This is a genomic window from Citrobacter sp. KH_055_1 (assembly GCF_057838705.1).
The window spans coordinates 1-14,940 of record NZ_CM174473.1; the positions used below are offsets into that span (position 1 = coordinate 1).

Annotated in this window: 15 protein-coding genes and 1 other annotated feature; of the genes, 12 read left to right on the forward strand and 3 right to left on the reverse strand. The window is 52.7% G+C overall.

The window, feature by feature from the left end; genetic code table 11:
• From dnaA to yidA, 5 genes are all read left to right on the forward strand, one after another.
• Positions 1 to 1,404, forward strand: a complete 1,404-nt coding sequence (dnaA, locus tag AC3ITF_RS00005) for a chromosomal replication initiator protein DnaA (RefSeq protein ID WP_117342601.1) — start codon at positions 1 to 3, stop codon at positions 1,402 to 1,404.
• A gap of 4 nt (positions 1,405 to 1,408) precedes the next feature.
• The gene (dnaN, locus tag AC3ITF_RS00010) at positions 1,409 to 2,509 is read left to right on the forward strand and encodes a DNA polymerase III subunit beta (protein ID WP_096758997.1); all 1,101 of its coding nucleotides are present in this window, start codon (positions 1,409 to 1,411) and stop codon (positions 2,507 to 2,509) included.
• Positions 2,510 to 2,657: 148 nt separating this feature from the next.
• Positions 2,658 to 3,731, forward strand: a complete 1,074-nt coding sequence (gene recF, locus AC3ITF_RS00015) for a DNA replication/repair protein RecF (RefSeq protein WP_181596070.1) — start codon at positions 2,658 to 2,660, stop codon at positions 3,729 to 3,731.
• A 28-nt stretch (positions 3,732 to 3,759) separates the two neighbouring features.
• Positions 3,760 to 6,174 (forward strand): DNA topoisomerase (ATP-hydrolyzing) subunit B, encoded by a 2,415-nt coding sequence (gyrB, locus tag AC3ITF_RS00020; RefSeq protein ID WP_115257112.1) that lies wholly within the window; start codon positions 3,760 to 3,762, stop codon positions 6,172 to 6,174.
• 213 nt (positions 6,175 to 6,387) lie between these two features.
• The gene (yidA, locus tag AC3ITF_RS00025; RefSeq protein WP_115257113.1) at positions 6,388 to 7,200 is read left to right on the forward strand and encodes a sugar-phosphatase; all 813 of its coding nucleotides are present in this window, start codon (positions 6,388 to 6,390) and stop codon (positions 7,198 to 7,200) included.
• 5 nt (positions 7,201 to 7,205) lie between these two features.
• Here yidA and cbrA read toward each other — a convergent pair whose 3' ends face one another.
• Positions 7,206 to 8,333, reverse strand: a complete 1,128-nt coding sequence (cbrA, locus tag AC3ITF_RS00030) for a colicin M resistance lipid reductase CbrA (protein ID WP_489176026.1) — start codon at positions 8,331 to 8,333, stop codon at positions 7,206 to 7,208.
• 99 nt (positions 8,334 to 8,432) lie between these two features.
• On the opposite strand from cbrA, the gene AC3ITF_RS00035 reads away from it, so the two are divergent.
• Positions 8,433 to 9,659, forward strand: a complete 1,227-nt coding sequence (locus AC3ITF_RS00035) for a YidR family protein (RefSeq protein WP_489176027.1) — start codon at positions 8,433 to 8,435, stop codon at positions 9,657 to 9,659.
• Position 9,660: 1 nt separating this feature from the next.
• Here the strand turns inward: AC3ITF_RS00035 and AC3ITF_RS00040 are convergent, their stop codons facing one another.
• Complete coding sequence (locus tag AC3ITF_RS00040; RefSeq protein WP_096759493.1) at positions 9,661 to 9,993, reverse strand: YceK/YidQ family lipoprotein; 333 nt, start codon at positions 9,991 to 9,993, stop codon at positions 9,661 to 9,663.
• 240 nt (positions 9,994 to 10,233) lie between these two features.
• Positions 10,234 to 10,306, forward strand: a sequence feature (ROSE (Repression Of Heat Shock gene Expression) occurs in the 5'-region of heat shock genes and acts as an RNA thermometer to modulate expression.).
• On the opposite strand from AC3ITF_RS00040, the gene ibpA reads away from it, so the two are divergent.
• The 3 genes from ibpA (at position 10,300) to AC3ITF_RS00055 (ending at position 13,022) form a co-directional block, all read left to right on the forward strand.
• Positions 10,300 to 10,713, forward strand: coding sequence for a small heat shock chaperone IbpA (ibpA, locus tag AC3ITF_RS00045; protein WP_045448945.1), 414 nt, complete (start codon positions 10,300 to 10,302; stop codon positions 10,711 to 10,713). Its footprint overlaps the feature before it by 7 nt.
• Before the next feature lie 94 nt (positions 10,714 to 10,807).
• The gene (ibpB, locus tag AC3ITF_RS00050; protein ID WP_096759003.1) at positions 10,808 to 11,236 is read left to right on the forward strand and encodes a small heat shock chaperone IbpB; all 429 of its coding nucleotides are present in this window, start codon (positions 10,808 to 10,810) and stop codon (positions 11,234 to 11,236) included.
• Positions 11,237 to 11,360: 124 nt separating this feature from the next.
• Positions 11,361 to 13,022 (forward strand): putative transporter, encoded by a 1,662-nt coding sequence (locus AC3ITF_RS00055; RefSeq protein WP_181218479.1) that lies wholly within the window; start codon positions 11,361 to 11,363, stop codon positions 13,020 to 13,022.
• A gap of 123 nt (positions 13,023 to 13,145) precedes the next feature.
• Here AC3ITF_RS00055 and AC3ITF_RS00060 read toward each other — a convergent pair whose 3' ends face one another.
• Positions 13,146 to 13,595 carry a hypothetical protein gene (locus tag AC3ITF_RS00060; protein ID WP_182292081.1) on the reverse strand — a complete coding sequence of 150 codons (450 nt, stop codon included), beginning with the start codon at positions 13,593 to 13,595 and terminating at the stop codon, positions 13,146 to 13,148.
• 108 nt (positions 13,596 to 13,703) lie between these two features.
• On the opposite strand from AC3ITF_RS00060, the gene AC3ITF_RS00065 reads away from it, so the two are divergent.
• From AC3ITF_RS00065 to AC3ITF_RS00075, 3 genes are read left to right on the forward strand one after another with little or no spacing between them, the layout of a single operon-like run.
• Complete coding sequence (locus AC3ITF_RS00065; protein WP_096759005.1) at positions 13,704 to 14,051, forward strand: YidH family protein; 348 nt, start codon at positions 13,704 to 13,706, stop codon at positions 14,049 to 14,051.
• Positions 14,041 to 14,403, forward strand: coding sequence for a DUF202 domain-containing protein (locus AC3ITF_RS00070; RefSeq protein WP_115257118.1), 363 nt, complete (start codon positions 14,041 to 14,043; stop codon positions 14,401 to 14,403). The genes AC3ITF_RS00065 and AC3ITF_RS00070 overlap by 11 nt, the downstream gene beginning before the upstream one ends.
• Entirely contained in the window at positions 14,400 to 14,930 is a 531-nt protein-coding gene (locus AC3ITF_RS00075) for a radical SAM protein (protein WP_489176028.1), read from the forward strand. Before AC3ITF_RS00070 ends, AC3ITF_RS00075 begins: the two co-directional genes overlap by 4 nt.
• Positions 14,931 to 14,940 lie beyond the last annotated feature (10 nt).

The following is a 14,940-nucleotide window of genomic DNA, read 5'->3' on the forward strand; positions in this document are numbered from 1 at the left end:
GTGTCACTTTCGCTTTGGCAGCAGTGTCTTGCCCGATTGCAGGATGAGTTACCAGCCACAGAATTCAGTATGTGGATACGCCCGTTGCAGGCGGAACTGAGCGATAACACGCTGGCTTTGTATGCGCCAAACCGTTTTGTGCTCGATTGGGTAAGGGACAAATACCTTAATAATATTAATGGATTGCTGAATAACTTCTGCGGAGCAGATGCCCCACAGCTACGCTTTGAAGTCGGTACCAAACCCGTCACGCAAACGCTGAAGACGCCGGTTAATCACGTTGTCGCACCTGCGTATGTAGCGCAACAAGTTCAGCCGCAACGAGCTGCACCTGCAGCACGTCCGGGTTGGGATAACGTCCCGGCCCCGGCAGAACCAACCTATCGCTCTAACGTCAACGTCAAACACACGTTTGATAACTTCGTTGAAGGTAAATCTAACCAACTGGCGCGCGCGGCGGCTCGTCAGGTGGCGGACAATCCTGGCGGCGCCTACAATCCTCTATTCCTTTATGGCGGCACCGGTCTGGGTAAAACCCACCTGTTGCATGCTGTGGGTAACGGGATTATGGCGCGCAAGCCGAATGCAAAAGTGGTGTATATGCACTCCGAGCGTTTTGTACAGGACATGGTTAAAGCCCTACAAAACAATGCGATCGAAGAGTTTAAACGCTACTACCGTTCGGTTGATGCGTTGCTGATTGACGATATTCAATTCTTTGCTAATAAAGAACGATCCCAGGAAGAGTTTTTCCACACCTTCAATGCCCTGCTGGAAGGTAATCAGCAGATCATCCTGACGTCGGATCGCTATCCGAAGGAGATCAATGGCGTTGAAGATCGTCTGAAATCCCGCTTTGGCTGGGGACTGACCGTCGCGATCGAACCACCTGAACTGGAAACGCGCGTTGCGATCCTGATGAAAAAAGCTGACGAAAACGATATTCGTCTGCCAGGCGAGGTGGCGTTCTTTATTGCCAAGCGTTTACGCTCTAACGTGCGTGAACTGGAAGGCGCACTGAACCGCGTGATTGCTAACGCCAACTTTACTGGCCGGGCGATTACTATCGATTTTGTGCGTGAGGCGCTGCGCGACCTGCTGGCATTACAGGAAAAACTGGTCACCATCGACAATATTCAAAAGACGGTGGCAGAGTATTACAAAATCAAAATTGCGGATCTGCTTTCTAAGCGTCGATCTCGCTCGGTAGCGCGTCCGCGTCAGATGGCGATGGCGCTGGCAAAAGAGCTTACCAACCACAGTTTGCCGGAAATTGGCGACGCCTTTGGTGGGCGTGACCATACTACCGTGCTTCATGCCTGTCGCAAGATTGAACAGTTGCGTGAAGAAAGCCATGATATTAAAGAAGATTTCTCCAATTTAATCAGAACATTATCTTCGTGACGCTATGAAATTTACCGTTGAACGTGAACATTTATTAAAACCGCTTCAGCAGGTCAGCGGCCCGCTGGGTGGTCGTCCTACGCTGCCGATCCTCGGAAACCTGTTACTACAGGTTGCGGATGGAACGCTTTCTCTGACCGGTACCGATCTCGAGATGGAGATGGTGGCACGCGTTGCGCTGATCCAGCCGCATGAACCCGGTGCGACCACCGTCCCGGCGCGTAAATTCTTCGACATTTGTCGTGGTTTGCCGGAAGGTGCGGAAATTGCTGTCCAGTTGGAAGGTGACCGCATGCTGGTGCGTTCTGGCCGCAGCCGTTTCTCGCTGTCCACACTGCCTGCTGCCGACTTCCCGAATCTGGATGACTGGCAGAGTGAAGTTGAATTCACGCTGCCGCAGGCGACGATGAAGCGTCTGATTGAAGCCACGCAGTTTTCGATGGCTCATCAGGATGTGCGCTATTACTTAAACGGCATGCTGTTTGAAACCGAAGGTGAAGAACTGCGTACCGTGGCGACCGACGGTCACCGCCTGGCGGTGTGCTCTATGCCGGTGGGTCAATCGCTGCCCAGTCATTCGGTGATCGTGCCGCGTAAAGGCGTGATTGAACTGATGCGTATGCTCGACGGCGGCGACAACCCGCTGCGCGTGCAGATTGGCAGCAACAACATCCGTGCGCATGTTGGCGACTTCATCTTTACCTCCAAGCTGGTAGATGGACGTTTCCCGGATTACCGTCGCGTACTGCCGAAGAATCCAGACAAACATCTGGAGGCGGGCTGCGATATCCTTAAGCAGGCGTTTGCCCGTGCGGCCATACTCTCCAATGAGAAATTCCGCGGTGTGCGTCTGTACGTCAGCGAAAACCAGCTCAAAATTACGGCCAACAACCCAGAGCAGGAAGAAGCGGAAGAGATCCTCGATGTCACCTATCCTGGGACTGAAATGGAAATCGGCTTCAATGTTAGCTACGTGCTGGACGTACTGAACGCGCTGAAGTGCGAAAACGTCCGTATTATGCTGACCGATTCCGTATCGAGCGTACAGATTGAAGATGCAGCGTCACAATCCGCAGCCTACGTCGTCATGCCTATGAGATTGTAGAATCTGCAAAGGGGCTGGTTTACTTGCCATTTCGCCTTCCGGCAGTGCTCGAAATGCTCACGTACTTCGTGTACGCTCCGCTTTCTGCGCGCTGGCGGTAGACGAACTGGCTGCGGCACCCACGCCCCTTGAATGATGACGAGTTGATATGTCGCTATCCCGACTCCTGATTAAAGATTTCCGCAATATTGAAAATGCGGATCTCACTTTATCTCCCGGCTTTAACTTCCTGGTCGGCGCTAACGGCAGCGGTAAAACCAGCGTGCTGGAAGCTATTTATACGCTCGGTCACGGTCGGGCGTTTCGCAGTGTGCAGATTGGCCGCGTCATTCGCCACGAGCAGGAGTCGTTTGTACTCCACGGGCGTTTGCAGGGCGCCGAGCGTGAAACCTCGATTGGCCTGACCAAAGATAAGCTGGGTGACAGCAAAGTGCGCATTGACGGCACTGACGGTCATAAGGTTGCCGAACTGGCGCACCTGATGCCGATGCAGCTGATAACGCCTGAGGGGTTTACTTTACTCAATGGCGGCCCCAAATACAGAAGAGCATTCCTTGACTGGGGATGCTTTCACAATGAAGCCGGATTCTTTACCGCCTGGAGCAACCTTAAGCGATTGCTAAAGCAGCGCAATGCGGCGCTGCGCCAGGTGAGTCGTTATGAGCAACTGCGCCCGTGGGATCGAGAGTTGATCCCGCTGGCGGAACAAATCAGCACCTGGCGCGCGGAGTACAGCGCCGGTATCGCGCAGGATATGGCGGATACCTGCCAGCTGTTTCTTCCCGAGTTTTCACTCTCTTTCTCTTTCCAGCGTGGCTGGGAGAAAGAGACCGATTACGCTGAGGTGCTGGAACGCAGTTTTGAACGCGATCGCATGTTGACCTACACCGCGCACGGCCCGCACAAAGCGGATTTCCGCATACGTGCCGACGGTGCACCGGTGGAAGATACGTTGTCGCGTGGGCAGTTAAAACTGCTGATGTGCGCCTTACGTCTGGCGCAAGGGGAGTTCCTGACTCGCGAAAGCGGACGGCGCTGCCTGTACCTGATAGATGATTTTGCCTCTGAACTGGATGATGCGCGTCGCGGACTGCTAGCCAGCCGCTTAAAAGCCACGCAATCTCAAGTCTTTGTCAGCGCAATTAGCGCTGAACACGTTATGGACATGTCGGACAAAAATTCGAAGATGTTCACCGTGGAAAAGGGTAAAATAACGGATTAACCCAAGATAAAATGAGCGAGAAACGTTGATGTCGAATTCTTATGACTCCTCCAGTATCAAAGTCCTGAAAGGACTGGATGCGGTGCGTAAGCGCCCGGGTATGTATATCGGCGACACGGATGACGGCACCGGTCTACACCACATGGTATTCGAGGTGGTAGATAACGCTATCGACGAAGCGCTCGCGGGTCACTGTAAAGATATCGTGGTGACAATCCACGCTGACAACTCCGTGTCCGTTACCGATGATGGTCGTGGTATCCCAACCGGTATCCACCCGGAAGAGGGCGTTTCGGCGGCCGAAGTGATCATGACCGTCCTGCACGCAGGCGGTAAATTCGATGATAACTCCTATAAAGTCTCCGGCGGTCTGCACGGCGTAGGTGTTTCCGTGGTTAACGCCCTGTCGCAGAAACTGGAGCTGGTGATTCGCCGCGAAGGCAAAGTGCATCAGCAAACTTACGTGCACGGCGTACCGCAGGCACCACTGGCCGTGACTGGCGAGACTGAAGCGACCGGTACCCAGGTGCGTTTCTGGCCAAGCCATGAAACCTTTACCAATGTCGTTGAGTTTGAATATGAGATTCTGGCGAAACGCCTGCGCGAGCTGTCATTCCTGAACTCCGGCGTATCCATCCGCCTGCGCGATAAGCGCGACGGCAAAGAAGATCATTTCCACTACGAAGGTGGCATCAAGGCGTTTGTTGAATACCTCAACAAAAACAAAACGCCGATCCACCCGAATATCTTCTACTTCTCCACCGAAAAAGACGGTATTGGCGTCGAAGTTGCGCTGCAGTGGAACGATGGTTTCCAGGAAAACATCTACTGCTTCACCAACAACATTCCACAGCGTGATGGCGGTACTCACCTTGCAGGCTTCCGTGCGGCGATGACCCGTACCCTGAACGCCTACATGGACAAAGAAGGCTACAGCAAAAAAGCGAAAGTCAGCGCCACCGGTGACGATGCCCGTGAAGGCCTGATTGCTGTCGTTTCCGTGAAAGTACCGGATCCGAAATTCTCCTCCCAGACCAAAGACAAGCTGGTCTCCTCCGAGGTGAAAACCGCAGTAGAACAGCAGATGAACGAACTGCTGAGCGAATACCTGCTGGAAAACCCGTCTGACGCGAAAATCGTCGTCGGTAAAATTATTGATGCGGCACGTGCCCGTGAAGCAGCACGTCGTGCACGTGAAATGACCCGTCGTAAGGGTGCGCTGGACTTAGCTGGCCTGCCGGGCAAACTGGCGGACTGTCAGGAACGCGACCCGGCCCACTCTGAACTGTACCTGGTGGAAGGGGACTCAGCGGGCGGCTCTGCGAAGCAGGGGCGTAACCGTAAGAACCAGGCGATTCTGCCGCTGAAGGGTAAAATCCTTAACGTTGAGAAGGCGCGCTTCGACAAGATGCTCTCTTCTCAGGAAGTGGCAACGCTGATTACCGCGCTCGGCTGCGGTATCGGTCGCGACGAATACAACCCGGATAAACTGCGTTATCACAGCATCATCATCATGACCGATGCGGACGTCGACGGCTCGCACATTCGTACGTTGCTGTTGACCTTCTTCTATCGTCAGATGCCGGAAATTGTTGAACGCGGCCACGTCTACATTGCACAGCCACCGCTGTACAAAGTGAAGAAAGGCAAGCAGGAACAGTACATCAAAGACGATGAAGCGATGGATCAGTACCAGATCTCTATTGCTCTTGATGGCGCCACGCTACACACCAATGCCCACGCTCCGGCGCTGGCGGGTGAAGCGCTGGAAAAACTGGTGTCTGAATACAATGCCACGCAGAAAATGATTGGTCGTATGGAGCGCCGCTTCCCGCGCTCGTTGCTGAAAGAACTGGTTTATCAACCGACGCTGGCCGAAGCCGATTTGGCTGATGAAGAGAAAGTCACGGCCTGGGTTTCCCAGCTGGTGAACGTGCTGAATGAAAACGAAATGCACGGTAGCACCTGGAATAGCTTTGTACGTAAAGACGCCGAGCTGAACCTGTTTGAACCGGTTATCCGCGTGCGTACCCACGGGGTCGATACCGACTATCCTCTGGAGCATGAGTTTGTGACCGGAGGTGAATACCGTCGTCTCTGCACGCTGGGTGAGAAACTGCGTGGCCTGATCGAAGACGATGCGTTTATTGAACGTGGTGAGCGTCGTCAGCCGGTTACCAGCTTCGAGCAGGCGCTGGACTGGCTGGTGAAAGAGTCCCGCCGTGGTCTGTCTATTCAGCGTTATAAAGGCCTGGGCGAAATGAACCCGGATCAGCTGTGGGAAACCACCATGGATCCGGAAAGCCGTCGTATGCTGCGTGTAACGGTGAAAGACGCGATTGCTGCCGACCAGTTGTTCACTACGCTGATGGGCGACGCCGTTGAACCGCGTCGTGCGTTTATCGAAGAGAACGCCCTGAAAGCGGCAAATATCGATATCTAATGTGTAACTCAGGCCTGCTCCTGTAGGCCTGATAAGCGCAGCGTCATCAGGCAGTTCGTCAGTTTTTGCCGGATGGCGGCTTAGGCCTTATCCGGCCTACCATCGATTGTCAAAAGGGGGATCCCGGTTCCCCTTCCTATCCCCCTTTTCGTAGCTGTTTTTTGAGCGGAATCGCGTTAGCATGAGGATGGACTCATTTAATCCGGGGAACTCATGGCTATCAAACTTATTGCTATCGACATGGATGGCACACTTCTGCTGCCCGATCACACCATTTCACCTGCAGTCAAAAATGCAATTGCTGCGGCGCGCGCGCGCGGGATAAACGTGGTGCTGACCACTGGCCGTCCGTATGCCGGCGTCCACAGCTACTTGAAAGAACTTCATATGGAACAACCCGGCGACTACTGCATTACCTACAACGGGGCGCTGGTGCAGAAAGCAGGAGATGGCAGCACCGTTGCCCAAACGGCGTTGAGCTATGACGATTATCGTTACCTGGAACAGCTCTCCCGGGAAGTCGGTTCACACTTCCACGCCCTCGATCGCAACACGCTGTATACCGCTAACCGAGATATCAGCTACTACACGGTGCATGAATCGTTTATCGCGACCATTCCGCTGGTGTTCTGCGAAGCCGAGAAGATGGACCCGGCGACTCAGTTCCTGAAAGTAATGATGATTGATGAACCCGAAATCCTCGATAAAGCCATCTCACGCATTCCGGCAGAGGTGAAAGAGAAATATACAGTGCTGAAAAGTGCGCCGTACTTCCTCGAAATCCTGGATAAACGCGTCAATAAAGGCACCGGTGTGAAATCGCTGGCCGATGCGCTGGGCATTAAAGCCGAAGAGGTTATGGCGATTGGCGATCAGGAAAACGACATCGCGATGATCGAATATGCCGGTATGGGCGTAGCCATGGATAACGCAATTCCCTCGGTAAAAGAAATCGCCAACTTCGTCACCAAATCTAATCTTGAAGACGGCGTTGCGTATGCCATTGAGAAATTTGCGCTGAATTAGGTCCGCTATGGGCAAATGCCTTGCCGCATTTGCCCAACGTCTTTTTCATCCGTTGTCGTTTTTGATTCAGGGTATTCGGCCTGCGGAATATGCGCCACGCCGCTGCGCATTATCCATTTACGGGAAAATGCGGACGTTAGCGCCCGGCTCTTGAGGATTTTTCCATACAGCTTGATACGCAGCTTGCGGGTTGCTTTGCGATAGGCTTTATTTTTGTCTACCACGTCCTGCAACAGTACGGATTTAAGGATTTCCGCGCTGTCCAGCGCATAGCTAATACCTTCCAGTGAACTGGCGCTAATAAATCCGGCGGCTTCACCAATCAGAAAGGCGTTCTCCTCGCCGCAGACGAAATCCTTCCAGCGTGACGGGAACAGGACTGTACATTTTTCGCTTTTCACCGGTTTGCCAAACTGGAAATGGAACGCTTCCATCCTGGTTTTCAGCATGTCAAAACGTGCCTGACCGTCCTTCATTGGGTAAGCCCCCCCGAAGATAAAAAAGCCGTCTTTGCTGATACTCCAGGAATAACAGTCCGTAGCATCGTTATCAAAAATACACGAGTAGAACGGGACAGGGTGTTGTTCCGTAAACCACTGTTGGATAGCAACATATTTACGGATCTGGTGTTGTGGATAGAGATGACGGCGCACCAGCGAATTCGCCCCGTCGGCACCGATCAGATAGCGAGCCGTAATCTGCTGTTCCCAGCCGTCTGCACTGAATATCACATGCCATTTATCGCCCTCGCGCCAGACTTTACGACACAGGCTGTCATGGTAAACCTGCACATCGTCAGGGATGAGTGATTTCATCCATAAATCAAAAGCATGGCGATCGATATTGATATAACTACGCTGGTAGTTTCGGGTCAGAGAGGCGGCCACATCGACCGTTTTAACGCTGAATATCTGCGGATTGGCAATAACATCAACGGGGAGCGTGATCCCGTCGCGGATAAATGAACGTTGGGCGTCAGGAGCCAGTAGGCCTCCGCAGGGTTTGGTGAACCCTTCAGTCCCGCACTGGCGCTTTTTATCCAGAGCAATCACGCGCATTTTTCCGCTCAACTGCCGCGCCAGCGCTGCACCTGCCGGGCCTAAACCGATAATCGCCACGTCAAAATGTTCCATCTTTCTGCCCATAGTAAGTGAGATGAGCATACGCTAAAGCCTGAAAGTGAAGTCCTTGTGAAGTATGATTGCTGAAATTGTCTCGTATCAGGGCATCCCATGAAGCAAGTCACCTTTACGCCGCGTCATCACCAACTGACCAATATCAATACCTGGACCCCGGACAGCCAGTGGCTGGTTTTTGATGTGCGACCCTCCGGCGCATCGTTTACCGGCGAGACCATTGAACGCGTCAATATTCACACTGGCGAGGTGGAAGTGATTTATCGTGCGACGCAGCAGGCACACGTTGGCGTGGTGACCGTTCATCCGAAGTCTGAAAAATACGTGTTCATTCACGGGCCTGAAAATCCTGATGAAACATGGCATTACGACTTTCATCACCGTCGCGGAGTCATTGCCGGGCAGGGTGATGTGACGAATCTGGACGCGATGGATATTACTGTCCCGTTTACCCCTGGCGCACTGCGCGGCGGCAGCCATGTACATGTTTTTAGCCCGAACGGCGAGTTTGTTAGCTTCACCTATAACGACCATGTGTTGCGTGAGCGTTCCCCGGCGCTGGATTTACGTAACGTTGGCGTGGCTTCGCCGTACGGTCCGGTGACGGTTTCCGTTCAGCATCCGCGCGAGTACAGCGGAAGTCACTGGTGCGTACTGGTAAGCCAGACTACGCCTGCGCCACAGCCGGGTAGCGATCAGATTAACCGTGCCTATGAAGAGGGCTGGGTGGGGAACCACGCGCTGGCGTTTATCGGTGATACGTTGTCAGTCAATGGTGAGAAAGTACCTGAACTGTTTATTGTCGATTTACCGCAGGATGAAAGTGGCTGGAAGCAATCGGGCGATGCACCGCTTGAAGGCAGCGAATCAACAATGCCAGCCCCGCCGGCTGGCGTGGTTCAGCGCCGCCTGACGTTTACTCACGACCGCGCTTTCCCAGGGCTGGTGAATCAGCCGCGTCACTGGGTGCGCAGTCATCCCCTGGCATCAGAGATTGCGTTTTTGATGCGTGATGATCATGGCGTGGTGCAGCTCTGGTTGATTTCACCTCAGGGCGGTGCACCGCGCCAGTTAACTCACTGTTCGAGTGATATTCAGTCCGCCTTTAACTGGCATCCGTCGGGGCAATGGTTGGGATTCGTGCTGGAAAATAGAATTGCCTGCTGTGATGCACAGACGGGAGAGATTGATTTTTTAACGAAAAATCACGAAGCGCCGCCGTCTGCTGATGCGATCGTTTTCTCGCCTGATGGGCAGCAAGTTGCGTGGATGGAGGACGTCGAGGGTTTCCGCCAGCTATGGGTGACAGAAACCGGGCGTTAACTTAAGGGGCTGGCATTGTTGCCGGGGGGATCACGTCGTTAATGGCTTGCGTGCTCTCCTCGCTTCTTTCAACGCGCGATCTTACCGAGCTATCGGTACGGAAGAAATCCCACGGGAGCAGTAGCGTATCCAGCACGGCGGTAAATGGCATATCAAGAATCGCCAGTGACTTGGTTCCCCAGTTGGTATCGCTCTCGCTAATCATCGTGGCGCTGGCACGCGTGCCAGGATACGTTCCCTCTTTGCCACCGGTGTGCGACATGACGCTGGAGCACCCGCTCACAACAACCATTCCGCTGCACATCATCAGTGTTAACAACATTTTTCTAATCATCATTTTTTCATCTGTTAAACATCGGTGTTTGCATGGTGAGTTATAGCGATCCGTTGCGAAAAATAACATCACCATTCTGTCGCACTGTGGTGGCTATCGCACTCTAACGATAACAACTGTTCCCCCAGTGTATGCAATAGACAACAAACTGCAAAAAAAGTCGGATGAATACGCTTGAAAAGTTTGTATCAAGACCCATTTTTAGGATGTAGGCAAATGAAGGGCACGCCTGATGGGTGTTCTGGCTACCTGACCTGTCCATGATGGAAGGTCTAACATTCTCGCTGATTTCAGGAGCTATTGATTATGCGTAACTTTGACTTATCCCCGTTATACCGTTCTGCAATTGGTTTTGATCGTCTGTTTAACCTGCTGGAAAGCAATCAGAGCCAGAGTAATGGCGGCTACCCTCCGTATAACGTCGAGCTGGTAGACGAAAACCATTACCGTATTGCGATTGCCGTTGCGGGCTTTGCTGAAAGCGAGCTGGAAATTACCGCCCAGGACAATTTGCTGGTGGTGAAAGGCGCTCATGCAGACGAGCAAAAAGAACGTACTTACCTGTATCAGGGTATTGCCGAGCGCAACTTTGAACGCAAGTTCCAGTTGGCGGAGAACATTCATGTTCGTGGCGCAAACCTGGTGAATGGTCTGCTGTATATCGAGCTTGAGCGCGTGATTCCGGAAGCGAACAAACCGCGCCGTATCGAAATCAACTAATTCAGTGGGCCGCGTCAGGCGGCCCTGCTAAGCAATCAGCTTGCCGTCAGGGAGCTGAAAGGTATTTACTCGCTTCTTAGAAGGAGAAATGAATATGCGTAACTACGATTTATCCCCGCTGCTGCGTCAATGGATCGGTTTTGACAAACTGGCCAATGCACTGCAAAACACCGGCGAAAGCCAGAGCTTCCCACCCTATAACATCGAAAAGAGCGACGATAACCACTATCGCATTACGCTTGCGTTAGCCGGTTTCCGTCAGGAAGATCTGGATATTCAGCTGGAAGGTACGCGTCTGACCGTGAAAGGTACGCCTGAGCAGCCGGAAAAAGAGACCAAGTGGCTGCATCAGGGGCTGGTGACACAATCCTTCAGCCTGAGCTTTACCCTGGCTGAAAATATGGAAGTCTCCGGCGCGAGCTTCACCAATGGTTTGCTGCACATCGATTTAATTCGCAACGAACCTGAAACGGTCCCACCGCAGCGGATCACCATCAGCGAACGTCCCGCATTAAATAGCTAATTAGCTCCTTGCCTTTGCCCCGCCAGAAATGACGGGGCTTTTTTGTGCTTTACCACCCATACATTGCGACTGTACTCTGCCAGAATCCATCTACTTAATGATGTTATTCACAGGGAACAGAAGAATGAGTGATATAGCATTGACGGTCAGCGTTCTGGCATTGGTGGCGGTTGTCGGGTTATGGATCGGCAACATTAAAGTCCGGGGTGTGGGTTTTGGCATCGGAGGCGTGCTGTTTGGCGGTATTATCGTCGGACATTTTGTCGATCAGGCAGGGATGACCCTGAGCGGCGATATGCTGCATTTTATTCAGGAGTTCGGCCTGATACTCTTCGTGTACACCATCGGTATCCAGGTGGGGCCGGGTTTCTTTGCTTCGCTGCGCGTTTCGGGCCTGCGCCTGAATTTGTTCGCCGTGCTGATTGTCATTATGGGGGGGCTGGTTACCGCTCTCCTGCATAAAATTTTTGCTATACCTCTTCCCGTGGTGCTGGGCATATTCTCCGGTGCCGTCACTAATACTCCGGCGCTGGGTGCTGGACAGCAAATCCTGCGCGATCTGGGTACGCCCATGGATGTCGTGGACCAGATGGGGATGAGCTACGCCATGGCTTATCCTTTTGGTATTTGCGGTATCTTGCTCACGATGTGGTTAATGCGCCTTATCTTCCGCGTTAACGTCGAGGCAGAAGCACAGCAGCACGAATCAACGCGGACCAACGGTCAGGCGCTGATTCAGACCATGAACATCCGCGTTGAAAACCCGAACCTGAATAATATGGCGATTCAGGACGTCCCCATTCTGAACAGCGATAAAATTATCTGCTCGCGTCTGAAGCGGGATGAGACACTGATGGTGCCGTCGCCGGGAACCATTATCCAGATGGGCGACCTGCTCCACCTGGTCGGGCAGCCCGATGACCTGCACAACGCGCTGGTAGTGATCGGTCAGGAAGTTGATACCTCGCTGTCGACGCGAGGCACGGATTTGCGCGTCGAGCGTGTGGTGGTGACCAACGAACAGGTGCTGGGTAAACGGATCCGCGATCTGCATTTCAAAGAACGCTATGACGTTGTTATCTCGCGTCTGAACCGCGCAGGTGTTGAGCTGGTCGCCAGCAGCGACGCCAGCCTGCAGTTTGGTGATATCCTCAATTTGGTGGGGCGGCCCTCGTCCATCGATGCCGTCGCTAATGTTGTCGGCAACGCGCAGCAAAAACTGCAGCAGGTACAGATGCTGCCAGTGTTTATCGGTATCGGACTTGGGGTTTTACTGGGTTCTATTCCGCTGTTTATTCCTGGCTTCCCGGTGGCGTTAAAGCTGGGCCTGGCTGGTGGGCCGCTGATTATGGCGCTGATACTTGGGCGTATTGGCAGCATCGGCAAGCTGTACTGGTTTATGCCGCCGAGCGCTAACCTGGCGTTGCGCGAACTGGGGATTGTGCTCTTTCTCGCGGTGGTTGGCCTGAAATCGGGTGGTGATTTTGTCGATACATTAACCCAGGGCGATGGCTTAAGCTGGGTGGGTTACGGTATTTTCATTACCGCCGTTCCGCTGCTCACCGTTGGTTTGCTGGCGCGGCTGCTCACCAAAATGAACTACCTCACGCTGTGCGGAATGCTGGCCGGTTCGATGACTGACCCACCGGCATTGGCTTTTGCCAACAACCTGCACGCTACCAGCGGTGCGGCGGCGCTTTCCTATGCCACTGTCTACCCACTGGTGATGTTCCTGCGCATTATCACCCCCCAACTGTTGGCGGTGATCTTCTGGGGGATGGGTTAACACTGACTTATCCGGCCTGCCTGGTCTGTAGGCCGGATAAGACGCAATTCGCCATTACCCTCCAGCGATACTCTGATTGCATCATTTCTAGCCAAATAATGTGACTGTATTTTGATAAAACGATTAAATCGGCGAACCGCCGCTGAGAAATGAAAATATCATTATAATCAGAATGATGGTGAATATCAGCGCGACGCCAAAGAGCAAGGCATGAAAGACTAGTGTTCCTCCGCCGAAGATAATGGCGCCATAGATACCCCAACGATTTTCTCTGCGCATGCCACCGATAAAAGCACAAACCAGAGCAATGACGGCAAGAGCGATACTACTGTTATCCAGCACCTTATCAATATCGATGGTTTCTTCTTTGTCAGTAACAAGCGGCTTCTCACCCTTCAGCCCAGCAATAATACCTTTTTTGACGGCTGAAACCTTCTCTGCCACCACGTTCTCAAGTCGAGCCTGTGGGGCGTAAAATGGACCGAAAGAGAAATGAAAAATACCAAAAATCAAGGCAATGGCGCCGAAAAGCATTCCTAATGAGCTACATTTGTTTTGCGATATGATGTCCATTTGACCTCCCGGTGCTGGATAGCGTGAAGAATATCAGCAATCTGGCGTTTGAAATTCTGAAAGTGGGCAGGAAAAACGGCTGAACCGCGATAGTTAAAAGGAGCCATAATGAAAATTTCCCGCCTTGGAGAGGCGCCGGATTACCGCTTCTCGCTGGCAAATGAGCGTACGTTTTTGGCGTGGATCCGCACTGCGCTGGGGTTTCTGGCCGCTGGTGTGGGTCTTGATCAACTGGCACCGGATTTCGCCACGCCGGTCATTCGCGAACTGCTGGCGCTGCTGCTGTGCCTGTTTGCCGGCGGTCTGGCGATTTATGGCTACCTGCGCTGGTTGCGGAATGAAAAGGCCATGCGCCTGAAAGAGGACCTGCCATACACGCATAGCCTGTTGATAATCAGTCTGATTTTGATGATTGTTGCGGTCATTGTGATGGGCCTGGTGCTGTATGCCGGATAGCCGTAAATCGCGACGTATTGCCGATCCGGGGCTGCAACCTGAACGTACCTCGCTGGCCTGGTTTCGCACCCTGCTGGGTTACGGCGCGTTAATAGCTCTGGCGCTGAAACATAACTGGCATCAGGCCGGCTTTCTGTTTTGGGTGTCAATTGGGGTACTGGCAATTGTGGCGATAATTCTTTGGCGCTATACCCGGAGCCGTAACCTGATGGACGTCACGCATAGTGATTTTTCTGAATCTCGCGCGGTGCGTGACAAATTTATGATCTCCCTCGCGGTGTTATCTCTCGCAATACTGTTTGCTGTAACACACGTTCGCCAACTTATCGTATATCTCGGGAATTTTGTATGACGGAGTGTGAGCACATGGATGTTAGTGAGGGAATGATTAGGGTGGTGGTAGATCGGTTGAGATGTAATCAATCTATTGATTTATATCGCAATATACAAAAATCAGGCGTTCGTTCGGTGCAGTTTGTTCCCTTAGTTGAACGCGATGAAAAAGGGTGTCCGACCGCGGGTTCCGTTACAGCGGAAGACTGGGGACATTTTTTAAATACGGTATTTGATATCTGGGTTCGTGAGGATATTACGCGAATATCTATTCCGCTTTTTGATGAAACGTTGAATCGGTGGTGTGGTCGAACGGGACAAACCAATCGACAGACGATCTCACAGATGAGCGCGCGCTGTCAGTCATGTTCCCTGTTGCAATTCTATCGTGGCGATTGCCCTGCATTTTGTGATGATAGCGGCAAGGGTGGACTGTGTGCAGGCTATCAAGCTTTCTTTGACCACACGGCTCCGCATATGCGCGTTATGCGCGACCTGCTGAAGCAGCATCGCTCACCGATGGAACTGATGGCGATGCTGCGTTAAGGTCAACGGC

What these genes read in the sequence shown, in the direction of transcription:
- dnaN (WP_096758997.1), top strand. Translation starts at nt 1,409, where the DNA reads ATGAAATTTACCGTTGAACGTGAACATTTATTAAAACCGCTTCAGCAG.
- recF (WP_181596070.1), top strand. Translation starts at nt 2,658, where the DNA reads ATGTCGCTATCCCGACTCCTGATTAAAGATTTCCGCAATATTGAAAAT.
- gyrB (WP_115257112.1), top strand. Translation starts at nt 3,760, where the DNA reads ATGTCGAATTCTTATGACTCCTCCAGTATCAAAGTCCTGAAAGGACTG.
- yidA (WP_115257113.1), top strand. Translation starts at nt 6,388, where the DNA reads ATGGCTATCAAACTTATTGCTATCGACATGGATGGCACACTTCTGCTG.
- cbrA (WP_489176026.1), bottom strand. Translation starts at nt 8,333, where the DNA reads ATGGAACATTTTGACGTGGCGATTATCGGTTTAGGCCCGGCAGGTGCA.
- AC3ITF_RS00035 (WP_489176027.1), top strand. Translation starts at nt 8,433, where the DNA reads ATGAAGCAAGTCACCTTTACGCCGCGTCATCACCAACTGACCAATATC.
- AC3ITF_RS00040 (WP_096759493.1), bottom strand. Translation starts at nt 9,993, where the DNA reads ATGATTAGAAAAATGTTGTTAACACTGATGATGTGCAGCGGAATGGTT.
- ibpA (WP_045448945.1), top strand. Translation starts at nt 10,300, where the DNA reads ATGCGTAACTTTGACTTATCCCCGTTATACCGTTCTGCAATTGGTTTT.
- ibpB (WP_096759003.1), top strand. Translation starts at nt 10,808, where the DNA reads ATGCGTAACTACGATTTATCCCCGCTGCTGCGTCAATGGATCGGTTTT.
- AC3ITF_RS00055 (WP_181218479.1), top strand. Translation starts at nt 11,361, where the DNA reads ATGAGTGATATAGCATTGACGGTCAGCGTTCTGGCATTGGTGGCGGTT.
- AC3ITF_RS00060 (WP_182292081.1), bottom strand. Translation starts at nt 13,595, where the DNA reads ATGGACATCATATCGCAAAACAAATGTAGCTCATTAGGAATGCTTTTC.
- AC3ITF_RS00065 (WP_096759005.1), top strand. Translation starts at nt 13,704, where the DNA reads ATGAAAATTTCCCGCCTTGGAGAGGCGCCGGATTACCGCTTCTCGCTG.
- AC3ITF_RS00070 (WP_115257118.1), top strand. Translation starts at nt 14,041, where the DNA reads ATGCCGGATAGCCGTAAATCGCGACGTATTGCCGATCCGGGGCTGCAA.
- AC3ITF_RS00075 (WP_489176028.1), top strand. Translation starts at nt 14,400, where the DNA reads ATGACGGAGTGTGAGCACATGGATGTTAGTGAGGGAATGATTAGGGTG.